Consider the following 14,314-nt stretch of genomic DNA (forward strand, 5'->3'; position numbering starts at 1 on the left):
CGCGTTCGCGGCTCGAGTCAGCCGCTCGTCCGCCGCTTGTCCGCCGCTTCGCGCGCGGTTCGAGGCGCCGCGCACGGCGCGCTGCCGGCTCGGCCGTTCGGCGCAATGGCGACGGCCATTGGTAGTAATCCGGCGTTGACCGAGCTTGCGGCGCAACACTAAAGTGTTCTGATCCGGAACCGAAGTTCGAGATACGAATTTCGCTCCGCCGAATCCGAATCGAAGCAGCGGCGCGATCCACCCGCGCGGCGCAGGAGACCCGCGATGAATCGCAGCCCCATCGTGAACGTGCAGACGTTCATCAATGAACAGCCGTTCGGCGCGTTCCAATGGCTGATCTTCCTGATGTGCTTCGTGATCGTGCTGCTCGACGGCTTCGACACGGCGGCGATCGGCTTCATCGCGCCGTCGCTGCTTTCCGAATGGCATCTGACCAAGCCCGATCTGGCGCCGGTGCTCAGCGCGGCGCTGTTCGGGCTGGCCTGCGGCGCGCTCGTTTCCGGCCCGCTGTCGGACCGGCTCGGGCGGCGCGCGCTGTTGATCGGCTCGGTGCTGTTGTTCGGCGTGGCGTGCCTGGCCTCGGCGTTCGCGTCGAGCATCGGCACGCTGACGACGCTGCGCTTCGTGACGGGCGTGGGCCTCGGCGCCGCGATGCCGAACGCGGTCACGATGATGGGCGAGTTCTGCCCGGATAGGCGCCGCGCCACGCTGATCAACCTGATGTTTTGCGGCTTTCCGCTCGGCGCCGCGTTCGGCGGCTTCCTGGCCGCCTGGATGATTCCGCAGTTCGGCTGGCGCAGCGTGCTGCTGGCGGGCGGCGTCGCGCCGCTCGTGCTGGCCGTGGCGCTCGTCGCGCGGATGCCGGAATCGGTGCGCTTCATGGTGGCCACGCGCCGGCCCGTCGAGCGGATTCGCGCGACGCTCGCGCGCGTGTCGGCACGCGCGCGCGAGGCCGGCTCGTTCGTGCTGACGGAGACGGTGCCGCGCACCGAGGGTAAGGGCGCGGCGGTGGTGCTGTCGCGCCCGTACCGGGTGGGCTCGGTGATGCTGTGGATCGCCTATTTCATGGGCCTGGTGATCTTCTACGCCTCGATCAACTGGATGCCGATCCTGCTCAAGGACGCGGGGCTCGCTCCGAAGGCGGCCACGCTGATCTCGGCGCTATTCCCGCTCGGCGGCGTGGGCGCGGTGCTCAGCGGCGCGCTGATGGATCGCTTCAACGCGAACCGCGTGGTGGCCGTCTGCTATGCGCTGACGGCGGTGAGCGTCTACGCGATCGGGCAGGCGGCCGGCAACGTCGGCGCGCTGGTGGTGGTGGTGTTCCTGGCCGGCGTGCTGATGAACACGGCGCAGTCGTCGCTGCCGGCGCTGGCCGCCGCGTTCTATCCCACCTCGGGGCGCGGCACCGGGGTGGCCTGGATGCTCGGCATCGGCCGCTTCGGCGGGATCGCGGGCTCGTTCCTGGTGGCCGAACTGACGGCCCGGCACGTGTCGTTCTCGGGCGTGTTCGCCACCATCGCGGTGGCGGGCCTGGTGTCGTGCGCGGCGCTGCTGGTCAAGCAGGGCGTGCGGCCGCAGCAGGCGGCGCAAGGCGGCGAGCAGGCGGAGTCACTCGGCCATTGAGCCGCGGCGCGGCCGGCCTCAGGCGTCCGCCGCCGGCTTCGGCGTGGGCGCCGGCTTGGGCGCGTGGCGCGCCAGGAAGCGGTCGAACTGCGAGGCGAACGCCTTGCTGTCATGCGCGCCGTACGGCGCCGGACCGCCGGTGTCGACGCCCGAGCCGCGCAACTGCTCCATCACCTCGCGCATCGTCAGCCGTTCCTGGATGTTCTCGCGGCTGAACCAGTTGCCGCGCGGGTCCAGCACGTGCGCGCCCTTGTCGAGCGCGGCGGCGGCCAGCGGGATGTCGGCCGTGATCACGAGGTCGCCGGCTCCGGCCAGCTCGACGATGCGCCGGTCGGCCGCATCGAATCCGGCCGGCACCTGCAAGGCCTTGATGAACGGCGAGGGCGGCGTGCGCAGCGGCTGGTTCGCCACCAGCGTGACGCCCATCTCGAGCCGCCGCGCGGCCCGGAACAGCATCTCCTTGACCACCACCGGGCAGGCGTCCGCGTCAACCAGCACTTGCATCGCATCGATCCGTGAAAGAGGGGCAAGCGCGCATGTTACCGCGCCCGCCCGCGGCGGTGCCGCCGGCTGCCAGCCGAGCGGCCGGCGGCGCGCCGGTGTCGATGCCGGCGACGTCGTCGGCCGAGACGCGGCATCCGCCGTTCGGGGCCGCCACGCCGGGCGGCGCGCGTTTCATCGTTGCGGCCGCCACGCCTCGAACGTCACCGGCCGGGCCCGGTCCGCGCGCTCGACCGTTACGTGATCGGGCAGCAGCGCGTCGGCGTTCGGGCTCGGGTCGCGGTTCATCTCGCTGTCGTGGACGATTCGCTGATGGAACAGCCAGGTGCGCCGGGCCGGGTCGTAGTGGAACGTGACGTTGTCGCTCCAGTGGTTCGGGCCGCCCGCCACGCCGTTCTGCACCGAGAAGTAACGGTGCTTGATCGCGAGCCCGTCGCTGTCGAGGTCGAGATACGGGTCGCCCGACACGCCGCCTTCGTCGGCACGCATCACCACGTGGTCGTTGCGTGCCGCGAGCGCGTAGCCGCCGTCGGCGCGCTGCGTGAAAACGAGCAGCGGGCGCGGCGACGGCGGCGCGCCGTTGGCGGCGGGACGCGCCACCACGACGAGGTAGTCGGTGCGCCCGGCGTCGGTCAGCGAGCCGGCCAGATGGTCGAGCACGGTGTAGCCGGGCGGCAGTAGCCGCACGAGCGCGGCCGGCAGGGCCGGGTTGCCGGGGCAGCGCGAGGGCGCCGCATCGCAGGCGGCGAACGCGCCGCTGCCGGCGCCGAGGGCGAGCGCCGCCACGGCGGCGCGGACGATTCGTTTCATGGCATGGGGGCGATGGACGGGGCGGAGCCGCCGCCTGGTTCAGCCGAGCGGCGCGTCGAGCCGGCGCCCGAAGCGGTCCAGGCGCGGCAGGTAGTCGTGCGAGGGATCGAGCGAGAACGCCACGCGCCGCGCGCGGCCCATGATCTCGTCGCGCGGGAAGAAGCCGAAATAGCGCGAATCGGCGCTGTTGTCGCGATTGTCGCCGAGCATCAGGTACTGCCCCTTCGGCACCACGACCGGGCCGAACGAATCGCGCGGGCTCGGCGCGTCGGGCGAGAGCCGCACGATGCGCGCGCTGCCGTCGATGCGCTCGGCCAGGTATTCGCCGGGCGAGGCGGCATCGCTGCGCAGCAGGTTGGTGCCCACCGGCCGGTAGGCGGCGCGCACCCCGTTGATCAGCAGCACGTTGTTGCGCAGCTCCACGGTGTCGCCGGGCAGGCCGATCAGCCGCTTGACCAGCAGCTCGTGTGCGGCGGCCGAGTCGATCGTCACGATATCGCCGCGCTGCGGTTCGTGCAGCCGCGCCAGACGGATGTGCGTAAACGGCACGCGCAGGTCGTAGGCCATCTTGTCGACGAGGATCCGGTCGCCGATGCGGATGGTCGGCAGCATCGAGCCGCTCGGCACCACGTTCCAGTCGGCTATCGCGCTGCGGAAGATCACCATCAGAAACAGAAACGCGAGGAAGCCCTTGTTGGCTTTCCAGAGCCTGACGATCATGCGCATGGTGGGGTGGGCCGCGTCGCGGCCGATGTTTCGGGTAAGCCGACTATACCCGAAGCGCCCGCGGCGTTGCGTTGGGTGGGGTGGCGCGGGCGGCACGGCGCCGGCGACGCGTCGTCCGGCAGGTGCTCGCGGCGCCTCGCGGCACGCCGCGGGCACGTTTCCCACGCATGGCCGGGAACGGTCCGCCGCCGGAAAAGACGCGGCTCGACCGCGCGAGTCTTGCGCCAGATCCCCATGCGCACCGGACTGAAAAGATAAGATTTCGCCGATATGTCGACGGTTCGCGGCCGCCCTTCGCGCGATGCCCCTTCGTCTTGCCGAGAAGGCCCGGCCCCGGCCCCGGACCTGGGTCCGACTCACCGCCGGGCCGCGGGCGCGCATCGCGATCGCGCCGGCCCGCCACGGCAGCGCGGTGCCTGCCGCCCGCCTCATGTCATTGCCCGTTCCCATCGCCCCAGCGAGCGCAATCCGGCTGGGATTGTCCTGGTGGACAGCGGCACGCCGTCCAAACAGGAGCCCTAACGATGAGCAGGCCGGAACATGGCACGGCACCACCCGTTACCCCGAAGTCGTTTCCGCTCGGCCTCGCGGCCGGCGTGGCAGTCCTGATCGCCGTGCTGCTGCTGCCCGCGCCCGCCGGCCTGCCCCCGGCCGGGCAGCGGATGCTGGCGATCCTCGGGTTCGCGGTCGTGGTGTGGCTCACCGAGGCCGTCTCCTACGAGGCCGGCGCGATCCTCGTCGCGTCGCTGATGGCGTTTCTCGTGGGCACCGCGCCCACCGTGCGGGACCCGGGCGTGGCCTACGGCACCTCGCGCGCCATCGGCATGGCGCTGGCCGGCTTCTCGAATCCGGCGCTCGCGCCGTGCATCGCGGCGGCCATCACGCTGGCCGGGCTCGACCGCCGCATCGCGCTCGTCATGCTCGCGCGGATCGGCACCGGCACGCGGCGCGTGAGGATCGGCGCGATCGCCGTGACGATCCTGCTCTGGCCGGCGGCGCCGAGCGCCCCCGCGCGCGGCGCCCGCGTGGTGCCGATCATGATGGGCGTGGACAAGCGCTCGAACGTGGTGGCCCGCGTCATGATCGTCGTGGTGCAGGCCACCCGCATCTGGAACATCGGCATTCAAACCGCGGCCGCGCAGCACCTGCTGATGGCCGGCGTCACGCAGAAGACGCTCGGCGCGCACGTGAGCTGGGCCTCGCGGTTCGCGGCCAGGCAGTTCGCGAAGCTCGGGACCGCGGTCAGCGTGACCGGCTCGGCGCGGCTGCCGGTGTTCGGCGCCGCCTATTGGCGCCGGCTCGGCTGGCTGTAAGGCATGCAACCGGAAAAGGAGGTTCACGACATGCAGATATCCCTCGACGATGCGATTGCATTCGGCAAGCAGGTGCTGGGCGCGCTGAAGGTGCCCGACGACATCGCCGACGACGTCGCCCGCCATCTGGTCGAAGCGGACCGCGTCGGCTACACCAGCCACGGCGTGTCGATCCTGCCGACCTACTGCCAGGTGCTCGCGGACGGCCTGATCGACCCGGCCGGCCGCCCGAGCGTGCTGGCCGATCACGGCAGCCTGCTGATGTTCGAGGGCAACCGCGGGCTCGGCCAGCACGTCGGCAAGGTGGTGGTGGAGCGGGCGATGACGCGCGCGCTCGACCGCGGCGTCTGCATCCTGACCCTGCGCAACAGCCACCACCTGGGCCGGATGGGCCAGTACGGCGAGATGTGCGCGCACGCCGGCCTGGTGTTCATGGCGTTCGCCAACGTCACCAACCTCGCGCCGATGGTGGCGCCGGTCGGCGGCGCCGAGCCGCGCCTGACCTCCAACCCGCTGTGCTTCGCCGGGCCGCTGCCGAACGACCGGCCGCCGCTGGTGGTGGACATGGCCACCAGCGCGATCGCCGTGAACAAGGCGCGCGTGCTGGCGGCCAACGGCATGAAGGCGCCGCCGGGCTCGCTGATCGACAGCCGGGGCTGTCCGACCGACGACCCGAACGTGCTGCAGGCCGATCCGCCCGGCTCGCTGCTGCCGTTCGGTGCCCATAAGGGCTATGCGCTCGGCGTGGTGGCCGAACTGCTGGCGGGCGTGCTGTCGGGCGGCGGCACGATCCAGCCCGGCAACCCTCGGCAGGGCGCCGTGACCAACAACATGTTTGCGATCGTGCTGAACCCGCAGATGGATTGCTCGTCCCCCTGGCGCTCGCACGAGGTGGAGGCGTTCATCGAATACCTGCTGTCCTGCCCGCGGCAGCCCGGCGCCGACCCCGTGCAGTACCCGGGCGAGTACGAGGCGCGCAACCGCCAGAAGTACCACGATCACATCGAGCTGAGCACGCCGATCTGGGCGTCGCTGACGCGGATGGCCGACGAACTCGGCGTGGTGCCGCCGGCCGCACGGGCCTAGCCTCGTCGGTCTCGTCGGTCTCGTCTGTCGGGGCGGGGCGGAGGGCGTTCAGGCCCGCACGAGGCCGCTGGTCGCGTGCCGCGCGCCGGCCTGCCCGAACAGCGTCGCGGCCGTGCGCTGCGGCTCGAGCCGCAGCGTTTCGGCCGCCGCGCCCGCGATCAGCGCATCGAGCGAGGCGGTCGGCTTGAGGTCGCGCCCTTCGTAGAGGTCGGCGCCGCGCAGGCCCGGCCAGTCGGCGATCACGCGCCCGCCCGCCACCGCGCCGCCGAGCAGCATCGCCACCGACGCCTGGCCGTGATCGGTGCCCCCCGTGCCGTTCGCCGCGGCGGTGCGCCCGAACTCGGTGGCCACCAGCACGGTGGTGTCGCGCCAGACCGGGCCGAGCCCGTCGCGCAACGCCGCGAGCATCGCGTCGAGCCCCTTCAGGACGTTCGCGAGGCGCGGGTTCTGCGCGCTGTGCGTGTCCCAGCCGCCGGTCTCGATCATCGCGATGCGCGGGCCGTCGTCGCGTGCCAGGAAGCCCGCGGCCAGCTTGCCGACGCCGGCCGGGTCCTGGCGCGCGTGCGCATCGCCGGCCAGCCCGCGCGCGACCATCGCCGAGGCCCACAGCGGCCCGAGCTGGGCGTCGCGCTCGTAGAGCGCGGCGACGCGCGCGAGCAGGTCGTCGGGGGCCTCGGGCAGCCCCGACGGCGCGTACGAGGTGACGCGCGCGTCGCCGCGCAGCGCAGCGGGCACCGTGGGCGCGAGTGCGATGGCGTTCTCGCGCGTGGCCGGCAGCATCGCCGCGAGCCGGTTCAGCCAGCCGTCCTTCAGCTGGTACGGCGCGCGGCCGCCCGTCTCGAGCACGTTCTGGCCGTCGAAATGCGAGCGGTCGCGATACGGCGACGCGATCGCGTGGACGAACAGCGCCTGGCCGCCGGCGTACATCGCGGCCGTCTGCGCGAGCGAGGGATGCAGCGCGAACGTGCCGTCGAGCCGCGTGGCCTGCGCGGCGTCGATCGCGAGGTCGCCGCGCAGGCTCGCGTAGGCGGGCTCGGCATACGGCACGACGATGTTCAGGCCGTCGGCGGCGCCGCGCTGGATCACGAACACGAAGCGGCGTTCGCTCGCGACATTGGCGAACACCAGGCGCGGCGCGACGAGCAGGGCGCCGGCCGCGGCGGCGGTGCCGAGGAATCGGCGGCGGGTGGGCTGCATGGCGTTATCTCCGTTGGAAGTCGGGCGAGACGAGCAGCAGCGCGAGCGCGGTGGTGGCGCTTTCGGCATGCGACACGGCGGTGGCGGTCGGCTCGCTCAGCGTGCCGGCGAACAGCGCGCGGCCGAGCAGGCGCGGATCGGTGCGCCCGCCGCTGCGCGCGGCGAGCCGCTGGGCAATCTCGACGCGGCGCACCAGCGCATCGGGCGCGGCCCAGCTGGCGGCCACGTCGTCGTAGCCGGCGGGCGAGCCGGGGCGCCAGACCGGCTGGCCGAGCTGGCTCAGCAGCGGCGCGGCGCGCAGCCCGCCGAGCGTGGTCCAGCCGAGCCCGCGCAGCGCCGACACGGCCCAGTCCCAGGGCGTCTTGAACTTGATCGCGGACGGCGCCCATGCCTCGGGCGAGGCCACCAGCGCGCGATAAACGGTGGGCAGGTCGCCGCCGCTCTGGTCGAAGGCGCGCGCCAGGCGCTCGGTCAGCGCGGCGGGGGGATCGTCGGCGACGAAATGGCGGCCGAGCTGGAACGCGAGGTGGCGCCCGGTGGCGGGCGCGCGCGCCAGATCGCGCAGGATCGCCAGCGCCTGTGCTTCGTTTTCCTGATCATAGCGGCGGCCCAGCACGGTGCGCGCGCCGGGCTCGTGCTGCGCGGCGCGGAACACGAACGCGCCGGGCGGCGCGTTGCCGGGCTGCGGGCCGCGCGTGCCCGCCACGCTCCAGCCGGTGAGCGCGCGCGCGAACTCGGTGACGTCGGCCTGGGTGTAGCCGCTGCGCGCGCCGAGCGTGTGCAGCTCCATGATCTCGCGCGCGAGATTTTCGTTGAGGCCGCGCCGGTGGGCCGGGTCGCGGGCGTCGGCGCGCAGCGCGGCACGGCTGTCGGGGCCGACCGAGCGGGTCTGGTCGAGGAACAACTGCATCGCCGGATGGCGCTCGACGGCCACCAGCAGGTCCTCGAAGCGGCCCAGCACGTGCGGACGGATCGCCTCCATCTCGAACGCGCCGGCCAGCCCGGCGACCTGCCCCTTGTCGATCGAGACCGCGAAATGGTTGGCCCAGAAATGCACCAGCCGCTCGACGAATGGCGCGGGCGTGACGAGCGCGCTCGCAACGCGTGCATCCACCGCGTCGCGGTAGACCTCCATGCTTTCGCGGCGGATCGTCTGGTTCACGGCTTGACGGAGCGCCGCTGCCGAGGCCGTGGGCGAGCCCGCGGAGGCCGCCGGGAGCGCCGCCGCCGGCGGGCTCGAGGCGCCGGCGCGCAGCTGGCTGCGTTGGTCGCCGAAATGCGTGGCGAGCGCGACCGCGCCGGGCGTGTCGGCCCAGGCGGCGGGGCGCGGCTCGTAGCGGGAGAACTGGTCGATCAGCCAGCCGGCCGGATCGGTCGGGACCGGCTCGTCGGCGCGGGCGCCGAGGCCGAAGCGGTTCAGGGCGATCGCCGCGGCGTGCGGGTCGGGCGGAGCGTTCATACGGAGTCCTGCCGGCGTGGAAGTTCTCCGTTAAACGGAGCACGCCGCGAAATCCGTCGCGTCGGGCGAAAAAAGAATCAGGCGCGGGCCGGGTGGGCCGCCGCACGGCCGGACCGCGCCACGGGCGGCCGGGGTATCGCGAAACACGGGCGCCGCGCGCGGCGGCGCCGGATCAGTCCTCGCCGGGCCACCACGGCTTCGGTGCGCGGTCGATCAGGTAGTCGTCCAGTTCCTTGCCCTGCAGCCACTTCGGGCGCGGGCCGCGCCCGGACCACGAATTCCCCGACGACGGATCGTAATATTTCGCCGGTGCTGCCTTGCGCACCTTGGGTGCCTGACGGAACCCGGCGGCACGCAGCAGTTCGTCCTCCGTGATGCCGTACTGCTGCACCTGCTCCTGCAGGTTCGCGAGCAGCGCCTGCTTGCCAGCGGACTTGGCTTGCGCGATTTGCTGGTCGAGTTCGCGCAACTGCTCTTCGAGAACGTTGAGTTGATGGCTCATTGTGGGTCGGCAAGTGTCGATAGGGCGCCATCTTACTAGGCTCCGTACACAATTTCACGAATACCGGCCATGATTTGCGAGATTTAGACACGCCGGCCGGCCGGCGGGCGTGTCGTGGCGCCTCGCCACCGGACCGATCCTGCACGCGGGCGCGGCACCGCGCCCCGAGCCGCGCCGGCCGTCCTGCCGGCCTCGCAGCGCCCCGCCGGCGCGGGGTTCCGGCGAGGCCGCGCTCAGTGCTGCTGCAGCCGAATATCGCGCGACGAGGCGCCCACGTAGACGCTGCTGCCCGGCACGTAGCGCCATTTGCCCTGGGTGTCGTCCCACACGCTCTGCTCGCGCGGCGAGACCAGCACGTGCACGCGGCGCGACTGGCCCGGGGCCAGGCCGACCTTGTCCCAGCCCACCAGCCGGCGCGGCGGCTCGTCCTTGTAGGGCACGCCGAGGTAGACCTGCGGGACTTCGGCGCCCGCCACGCGGCCGTCGTTGCGCACCGTGAAGCTCACGTCGAGCAGCTTGCCCGGCAGGCGCAGCACGGTCAGCCCCGAGTAGGCGAAGTGCGTGTACGACAGCCCGTAGCCGAACTCGAACATCGGCTTGATGTTCTTCGCGTCGTACCAGCGATAGCCCATGTCGAGCTTCTCCGCGTAGACGGGATCGTTCGCGAACGTGCCGTCGGCGCCCCAGGTCGGCGTGTCCTGGTCGCGTGCCGGGAACGTGACGGGCAGCTTGCCGGACGGGTTGACCTTGCCGAACAGCAGGTTCGCGATCGCCTTGCCGCCGCCTTCGCCCGGATACCATGCCTCGATGATCGCCGCGACGCTGTCCTTCCACGGCATCAGCACCGGGTTGCCGCTCTCCACCACCACCACCGTGCGCGGGTTCGCCTGCGCCACCGCGGCGACGAGCGCGTCCTGGTTGCCGGGGTTCGCGAGCGAGAGGCTCTGCAGGTCGCCGAAATCCTCGCCGGCCGGTTGCGCGACCACCACGATCGCCACGTCCGACTGCTTCGCGAGCGCCACGGCCTGGCCGATCTCCTGCTGGGTGTAGGCGCGGAACGGCTGCTGCTGGTCGCTGTTGCCGGCGAAGGCCACCTGCGCGTTCGGCGCGAGCTGCTGAATCGCGGCGACGATCGGCGTATCCAGCTTGAGCCACGGGTTGTGCCACCAGCCGCAGCCGCTGGTGGTGCCGAACTGCAGCCCGCCGCAGCCGGCGAACGAGCCGGTCACCGGATCGCGCGTGTTGCCCGAGCCGCCGCCCGAGAGCACCGCGGCGTCGGCGTGGCCGCCGATCACCGCGATGCGCCGCAGCGCGGCGGCCGCGAGCGGCAGCTGGTTGCCGTCGTTCTTGAGCAAGACCATCGACTGCTCGGCCACCGCCTGCGCGAACGCGTTGCCGGCCGCGAAGTCGATCGTGCCGCCGCCCCTGGCCGGATGATCGAGCACGCCGAGCCGGATCATCGTGTAGAGCTTGCGGCGCACCATGTCGTCGAGCCGCGCCGTGGATACCGAGCCGTTCGCGATCGCCTGGCGCACCAGCTCCGGCGTCAGGTAGACGGTGGCGCCCACGTCCTCCTCCTCGTCGAGCCCGGCGTTGATTGACGGCGCCGTGCTGTGCGCCGCGCCCCAGTCCGACTGCACCTGGCCTTCGAAGCCCCAGTCGTTCTTGAGCACGGTGGAGAGCAGGAACGCGTTCTCGCAGGCGTAGTCGCCGTTCAGGCGGTTGTAGGAGCACATCACGCTGCCGGGCCGCGCGCGCTTGGCGGCGATCTCGAACGGCAGCAGATAGAGTTCGCGCAGCGTGCGCTCGTCGATCTGCGTGTTGCCGCCCTGCCGGCCGTGCTCCTGCTCGTTGCCGGCATAGTGCTTGATGGTGGCGATCACGTGCTCGCGCTGGGTGCCGTCGGTGCGCTCGGCGAGCAATTCGCCCGCGAGCTGCGGGTCTTCGCCGAGGTATTCGAACAGGCGCCCGCCGCGCGGCTCGCGCGCGAGATTGGTGCCGCCGCCGAGGCCCATGCCGAACCCTTGCGCGCGCAACTGGATCGCCACCTCGCGGCCGTAGTCGTGCGACAGCTTGCGGTCCCAGCTCGCGGCCAGCGCGAGGGTGGCCGGGAACGTGGTGCTCGGCTGCGAGGTGCTGCCCGAGCCGGTGGACGAATCGACCATGTTCAGGTCGGGAATGCCGAGCCGCGGCACGCCCTGGATGTAGCCGGCACCGCCGCCCGGCACCGCGCTCATTTCATACTGCGAATGAATCATCTGCAGCTTTTCGTCGAGCGTCATCTTGCGCACCAGCGCATCGGCCCGCAGCCGCGCGGCCGCCGAGGCCACGGCATCGAAGCTCGTCGGCGGGAAGTTGATGAAGTCGGGAGTGCCAGCCTGCGCGCTGGCGAACGTGAACGCCGTCAAGGCGGCGGCCGACCAAAGTCTGACCTGCATGTCTCTCTCCAGTGATCCGATTCGGGTTGTCGACGGTGAGGCAGGAAGCGACAGCGGTGAAGCGCGAAACGCGGGTGCCGCGCGGTGCGCACCGGGCGGCGGGATGGAGAATCGACGGGGCCAGCGCGATGTAGGTAGCCTCCACCGTGTTAGATAGTAGGAATGTAGTTCGACTACAGCATCGGTGTTTTCCCGTAATGGTCTTATGTTTATGCAGCAAAGCGGCCCTGGCCGGGCGCTGAGCCGGCCCGATCACCGGCTCAGCGCAGCTGTTGCTCGATCGTCTTCGTCAGCGGCGACACCACGTCCCCCGTGTGCTTCGTCGCCACCGGCTCGATCAGCACGATCCAGCATTCCTGCTCGGCGACGGGATTGTGGCGCGTGCCGCGCGGCACCACATGCATCGAGCCGGCCGGCAGCTCGACCACGCGCGAGCCTTCGTACTCGATCTTCAGATGGCCGCGCACCACGAAGAACAGCTCGTCCTCGTGCGCGTGGTCGTGCCATGCCAGTTGGCCGAGTACCTTGGCCACCTTCACGTACTGGTCGTTGACGCGTGCGACCACCTTCGGCGACCAGTGCTCGGTGACGTCGGCGAACGCCGCCTCGAGATCGAACGACTCGGCAAACGGACGGGAAACCATGTTTATCTCCAGGTTGGAACGATGGATGCGGCGAGCAGCAGGCTCGTCGCGAGGTGGAGGAGGCGCCGCCGGCGCCGGCTTGTCGCGCCGCATCGCAGGGCGACGCCGCGCGGCGCGCCGGGCGGCCCCGCCGCGGGCGGCTCGTGAGCCGGGCCTGATTCGGGCGCGAACCGAGTGCGGCTCAGTTGCCGCCGTGCGCGTCCCGCTCGTGCCCGCCCTGCGTGGCGGGCAGGCGCCACTGGCCGCTGTGCCTGAGCCCTTGGACGAAGCGCTGACGCTCCTCGGGCGTCAGGCTCGCCGCGAAATCGGCCACGTTGCTCTCGACCTGCGCGCGCAGGCGCGTGTCGGCCTCGCGCGTGCGCGACAGCGCCTCGTCGAGCGCGGGGCGATCGAGTTGCGGCATGGCGAGCAGGTCGAGCACGTCGCGGCGGCCCTCGCGGGCCTCGCGCGCATAGACGCGCGCCTCGCGGCGCGCCGCTTTCAGCGCCTCCATGAACTCGCGCTGCCGCTCGGCGGGCAGCCCGTCGGCCGCGAAGCGCAGTGCCTGCTTCGGCGCATGGGTGCCGCCAGCGCCGTGCTGGCGCGCGTACCACTGATAGGCGCCGCCCGCGATCGCGCCGAGCAGGAACACGTTCAGCACGACCGAGGCGGCGAGCAGCAGGGTGGGGGTCCGGCCGTTCATTCACCGCTCCAGTCGTCGGTCGAGCCACCGAAGCTGGTGGTCAGGTAGGTGCTCTCGTGCAGCGCCGCGGGCGCGCTCGGGAGCACGGCCGAGGACATCGCGAGCGCGCCGGCCAGCACGCCGAGCGCGCCCACGCCGGCCACCGCGGCGCCGGACCACCAGAGCCGGCCGCGCGTCCAGGGGCGCCGCGCGGCCGGCGCCGTCGCCACGATGCGCGCGACGAGCGCGTGGCCGGCCGGCGCGACGTGGTGGGCGCCGAGCCAGCCGTCGAGGTCGGCGGCCTCGGCAAGCAGCGGCCCGGCCGTCTCGGGATGCGTGCCGGCCCAGGCGCGCGCGGCGTCGCGTTCGGCGTCGGGCCAGCGGCGCGAGTCGGCGCCGTAGGCCTCGACGATGCTGCGGAATCGTTCGGGTGTCATCAGATTTCCTCGCTGCGGCCGCTGGCGGCCAGTTGCGCGCGCAGATTGCGCCGGGCGCGCGAGAGCAGGCTCTCCAGCGCGTCCACCGTGATGCCCATCAGGCCGGCCGCCTCGATGTTCGACAACTCCTGATAGTAATGGAGCACGAGCGCCTCGCGCTGCCGGGGCGGCAGCGCCGCCAGCGCGTCGCGCACGCGCGCGTCGCGCTCCCGCGTCTCCAGTCGCGCGTCGGCGCGCGGCTGCGGATCCGGCTCGTCGGGCAGCGCGTCGGCCGGTTCCTCGCGCCGGCCGCGCAGCCGGTCGTAGCAGAGGTTCAGCGCGACGCGATGCAGCCAGGTGTCGAAGCGCGCCTCGCCCGTCTTCCAGCGCGGTGCCTGTTTCCAGATCCGGATGAACGCCTCCTGCGCGACGTCCTCGGCTTCCATGCGGTCGCCGAGCAGCCGCGTGGCGAGCGCGAGCAGCCGCGGCAGCTTGCGCGCGACCAGCGCACGCACGGCGCCGGGATCGCGTGCGCCCACGCGCGCGAGCAGTTCCGCGTCGGGGTCGCGTTCGCTCACGTGGCGGACTTCCGGCTCGGCGGCCGCTCGCGCGGCCACGGGGGCGTTGGGGCGCGCCGTTGCGCGCGCCGGACTGGCTTCACGGGTCAGGACTCCCTGCGGGACGGCGTGGGCGCCCGGCCCGGCCGCGCCGTCACGCGCCTGCCGGGCGGTGGACGAGCGGGGCCGGGCCGGGGGCGCGGGCATGGCGGCGGTGGTTCCGTTCATCACGAACGGGCGGCGGGCAGGCATCGGCGAGGCCTGGGCGCCCGTCGCCCCCGATCAATATACGACGACCGCGGCCGGTCGCACATAAACCGGCCGGGCGGGGACGACCACGCAACCGGCGAGCGTCGTCGCGACGAGCACGAGGATCATGGA

14 protein-coding genes are annotated in these 14,314 nt (G+C 72.3%); 3 read left to right on the plus strand and 11 right to left on the minus strand.

The annotated features are described in order from the left end of the window. Nucleotides 1-264: 264 nt before the first annotated feature. On the plus strand, nt 265-1,623 hold the full coding sequence (locus KS03_RS04690; protein WP_015877937.1) for an MFS transporter: 1,359 nt from the start codon (nt 265-267) through the stop codon (nt 1,621-1,623). Between the two features lie 18 nt (nt 1,624-1,641). Here the strand turns inward: KS03_RS04690 and KS03_RS04695 are convergent, their stop codons facing one another. The 3 genes from KS03_RS04695 to lepB all read right to left on the minus strand — a co-directional run bounded on the left by KS03_RS04695 (nt 1,642) and on the right by lepB (nt 3,660). Continuing rightward, entirely contained in the window at nt 1,642-2,127 is a 486-nt protein-coding gene (locus tag KS03_RS04695) for a YaiI/YqxD family protein (RefSeq protein ID WP_015877936.1), read from the minus strand. 171 nt (nt 2,128-2,298) lie between these two features. Further along, nucleotides 2,299-2,934 carry a hypothetical protein gene (locus KS03_RS04700; protein ID WP_015877935.1) on the minus strand — a complete coding sequence of 212 codons (636 nt, stop codon included), beginning with the start codon at nt 2,932-2,934 and terminating at the stop codon, nt 2,299-2,301. 39 nt (nt 2,935-2,973) lie between these two features. Next, nucleotides 2,974-3,660: a signal peptidase I gene (gene lepB / locus KS03_RS04705; protein WP_015877934.1), complete on the minus strand. Its 687-nt coding sequence runs from the start codon at nt 3,658-3,660 to the stop codon at nt 2,974-2,976. A gap of 524 nt (nt 3,661-4,184) precedes the next feature. On the opposite strand from lepB, the gene KS03_RS04710 reads away from it, so the two are divergent. Beyond that, nucleotides 4,185-4,973 carry an anion permease gene (locus KS03_RS04710; protein ID WP_015877933.1) on the plus strand — a complete coding sequence of 263 codons (789 nt, stop codon included), beginning with the start codon at nt 4,185-4,187 and terminating at the stop codon, nt 4,971-4,973. A 30-nt stretch (nt 4,974-5,003) separates the two neighbouring features. Then, complete coding sequence (locus KS03_RS04715; RefSeq protein WP_015877932.1) at nt 5,004-6,059, plus strand: Ldh family oxidoreductase; 1,056 nt, start codon at nt 5,004-5,006, stop codon at nt 6,057-6,059. A 48-nt stretch (nt 6,060-6,107) separates the two neighbouring features. Here the strand turns inward: KS03_RS04715 and KS03_RS04720 are convergent, their stop codons facing one another. The 8 genes from KS03_RS04720 to KS03_RS04755 form a co-directional block, all read right to left on the minus strand. Then, complete coding sequence (locus KS03_RS04720) at nt 6,108-7,256, minus strand: DUF1501 domain-containing protein (RefSeq protein ID WP_015877931.1); 1,149 nt, start codon at nt 7,254-7,256, stop codon at nt 6,108-6,110. Between the two features lie 4 nt (nt 7,257-7,260). Next, nucleotides 7,261-8,715, minus strand: a complete 1,455-nt coding sequence (locus KS03_RS04725) for a DUF1800 domain-containing protein (RefSeq protein WP_015877930.1) — start codon at nt 8,713-8,715, stop codon at nt 7,261-7,263. Nucleotides 8,716-8,887: 172 nt separating this feature from the next. Next, on the minus strand, nt 8,888-9,217 hold the full coding sequence (locus KS03_RS04730; RefSeq protein ID WP_015877929.1) for an H-NS histone family protein: 330 nt from the start codon (nt 9,215-9,217) through the stop codon (nt 8,888-8,890). Nucleotides 9,218-9,450: 233 nt separating this feature from the next. Beyond that, nucleotides 9,451-11,655: a glycoside hydrolase family 3 C-terminal domain-containing protein gene (locus KS03_RS04735; protein ID WP_015877928.1), complete on the minus strand. Its 2,205-nt coding sequence runs from the start codon at nt 11,653-11,655 to the stop codon at nt 9,451-9,453. A 260-nt stretch (nt 11,656-11,915) separates the two neighbouring features. Beyond that, complete coding sequence (locus KS03_RS04740; RefSeq protein ID WP_015877927.1) at nt 11,916-12,299, minus strand: cupin domain-containing protein; 384 nt, start codon at nt 12,297-12,299, stop codon at nt 11,916-11,918. A gap of 181 nt (nt 12,300-12,480) precedes the next feature. Beyond that, the gene (locus KS03_RS04745) at nt 12,481-12,981 is read right to left on the minus strand and encodes a periplasmic heavy metal sensor (RefSeq protein WP_015877926.1); all 501 of its coding nucleotides are present in this window, start codon (nt 12,979-12,981) and stop codon (nt 12,481-12,483) included. After that, nucleotides 12,978-13,397 carry a hypothetical protein gene (locus tag KS03_RS04750; protein ID WP_015877925.1) on the minus strand — a complete coding sequence of 140 codons (420 nt, stop codon included), beginning with the start codon at nt 13,395-13,397 and terminating at the stop codon, nt 12,978-12,980. The genes KS03_RS04745 and KS03_RS04750 overlap by 4 nt, the downstream gene beginning before the upstream one ends. Next, on the minus strand, nt 13,397-14,140 hold the full coding sequence (locus KS03_RS04755; RefSeq protein WP_080763682.1) for an RNA polymerase sigma factor: 744 nt from the start codon (nt 14,138-14,140) through the stop codon (nt 13,397-13,399). Before KS03_RS04755 ends, KS03_RS04750 begins: the two co-directional genes overlap by 1 nt. Nucleotides 14,141-14,314: the final 174 nt, after the last annotated feature.

The organism is Burkholderia glumae LMG 2196 = ATCC 33617 (assembly GCF_000960995.1).
In the GTDB taxonomy this organism is placed as follows: domain Bacteria; phylum Pseudomonadota; class Gammaproteobacteria; order Burkholderiales; family Burkholderiaceae; genus Burkholderia; species Burkholderia glumae.

Excerpts from the sequence above, each read along its gene's own strand:
- KS03_RS04690 (WP_015877937.1), top strand. The coding sequence starts at position 265 with ATGAATCGCAGCCCCATCGTGAACGTGCAGACGTTCATCAATGAACAG.
- KS03_RS04695 (WP_015877936.1), bottom strand. The coding sequence starts at position 2,127 with ATGCAAGTGCTGGTTGACGCGGACGCCTGCCCGGTGGTGGTCAAGGAG.
- KS03_RS04700 (WP_015877935.1), bottom strand. The coding sequence starts at position 2,934 with ATGAAACGAATCGTCCGCGCCGCCGTGGCGGCGCTCGCCCTCGGCGCC.
- lepB (WP_015877934.1), bottom strand. The coding sequence starts at position 3,660 with ATGCGCATGATCGTCAGGCTCTGGAAAGCCAACAAGGGCTTCCTCGCG.
- KS03_RS04710 (WP_015877933.1), top strand. The coding sequence starts at position 4,185 with ATGAGCAGGCCGGAACATGGCACGGCACCACCCGTTACCCCGAAGTCG.
- KS03_RS04715 (WP_015877932.1), top strand. The coding sequence starts at position 5,004 with ATGCAGATATCCCTCGACGATGCGATTGCATTCGGCAAGCAGGTGCTG.
- KS03_RS04720 (WP_015877931.1), bottom strand. The coding sequence starts at position 7,256 with ATGCAGCCCACCCGCCGCCGATTCCTCGGCACCGCCGCCGCGGCCGGC.
- KS03_RS04725 (WP_015877930.1), bottom strand. The coding sequence starts at position 8,715 with ATGAACGCTCCGCCCGACCCGCACGCCGCGGCGATCGCCCTGAACCGC.
- KS03_RS04730 (WP_015877929.1), bottom strand. The coding sequence starts at position 9,217 with ATGAGCCATCAACTCAACGTTCTCGAAGAGCAGTTGCGCGAACTCGAC.
- KS03_RS04735 (WP_015877928.1), bottom strand. The coding sequence starts at position 11,655 with ATGCAGGTCAGACTTTGGTCGGCCGCCGCCTTGACGGCGTTCACGTTC.
- KS03_RS04740 (WP_015877927.1), bottom strand. The coding sequence starts at position 12,299 with ATGGTTTCCCGTCCGTTTGCCGAGTCGTTCGATCTCGAGGCGGCGTTC.
- KS03_RS04745 (WP_015877926.1), bottom strand. The coding sequence starts at position 12,981 with ATGAACGGCCGGACCCCCACCCTGCTGCTCGCCGCCTCGGTCGTGCTG.
- KS03_RS04750 (WP_015877925.1), bottom strand. The coding sequence starts at position 13,397 with ATGACACCCGAACGATTCCGCAGCATCGTCGAGGCCTACGGCGCCGAC.
- KS03_RS04755 (WP_080763682.1), bottom strand. The coding sequence starts at position 14,140 with ATGCCCGCGCCCCCGGCCCGGCCCCGCTCGTCCACCGCCCGGCAGGCG.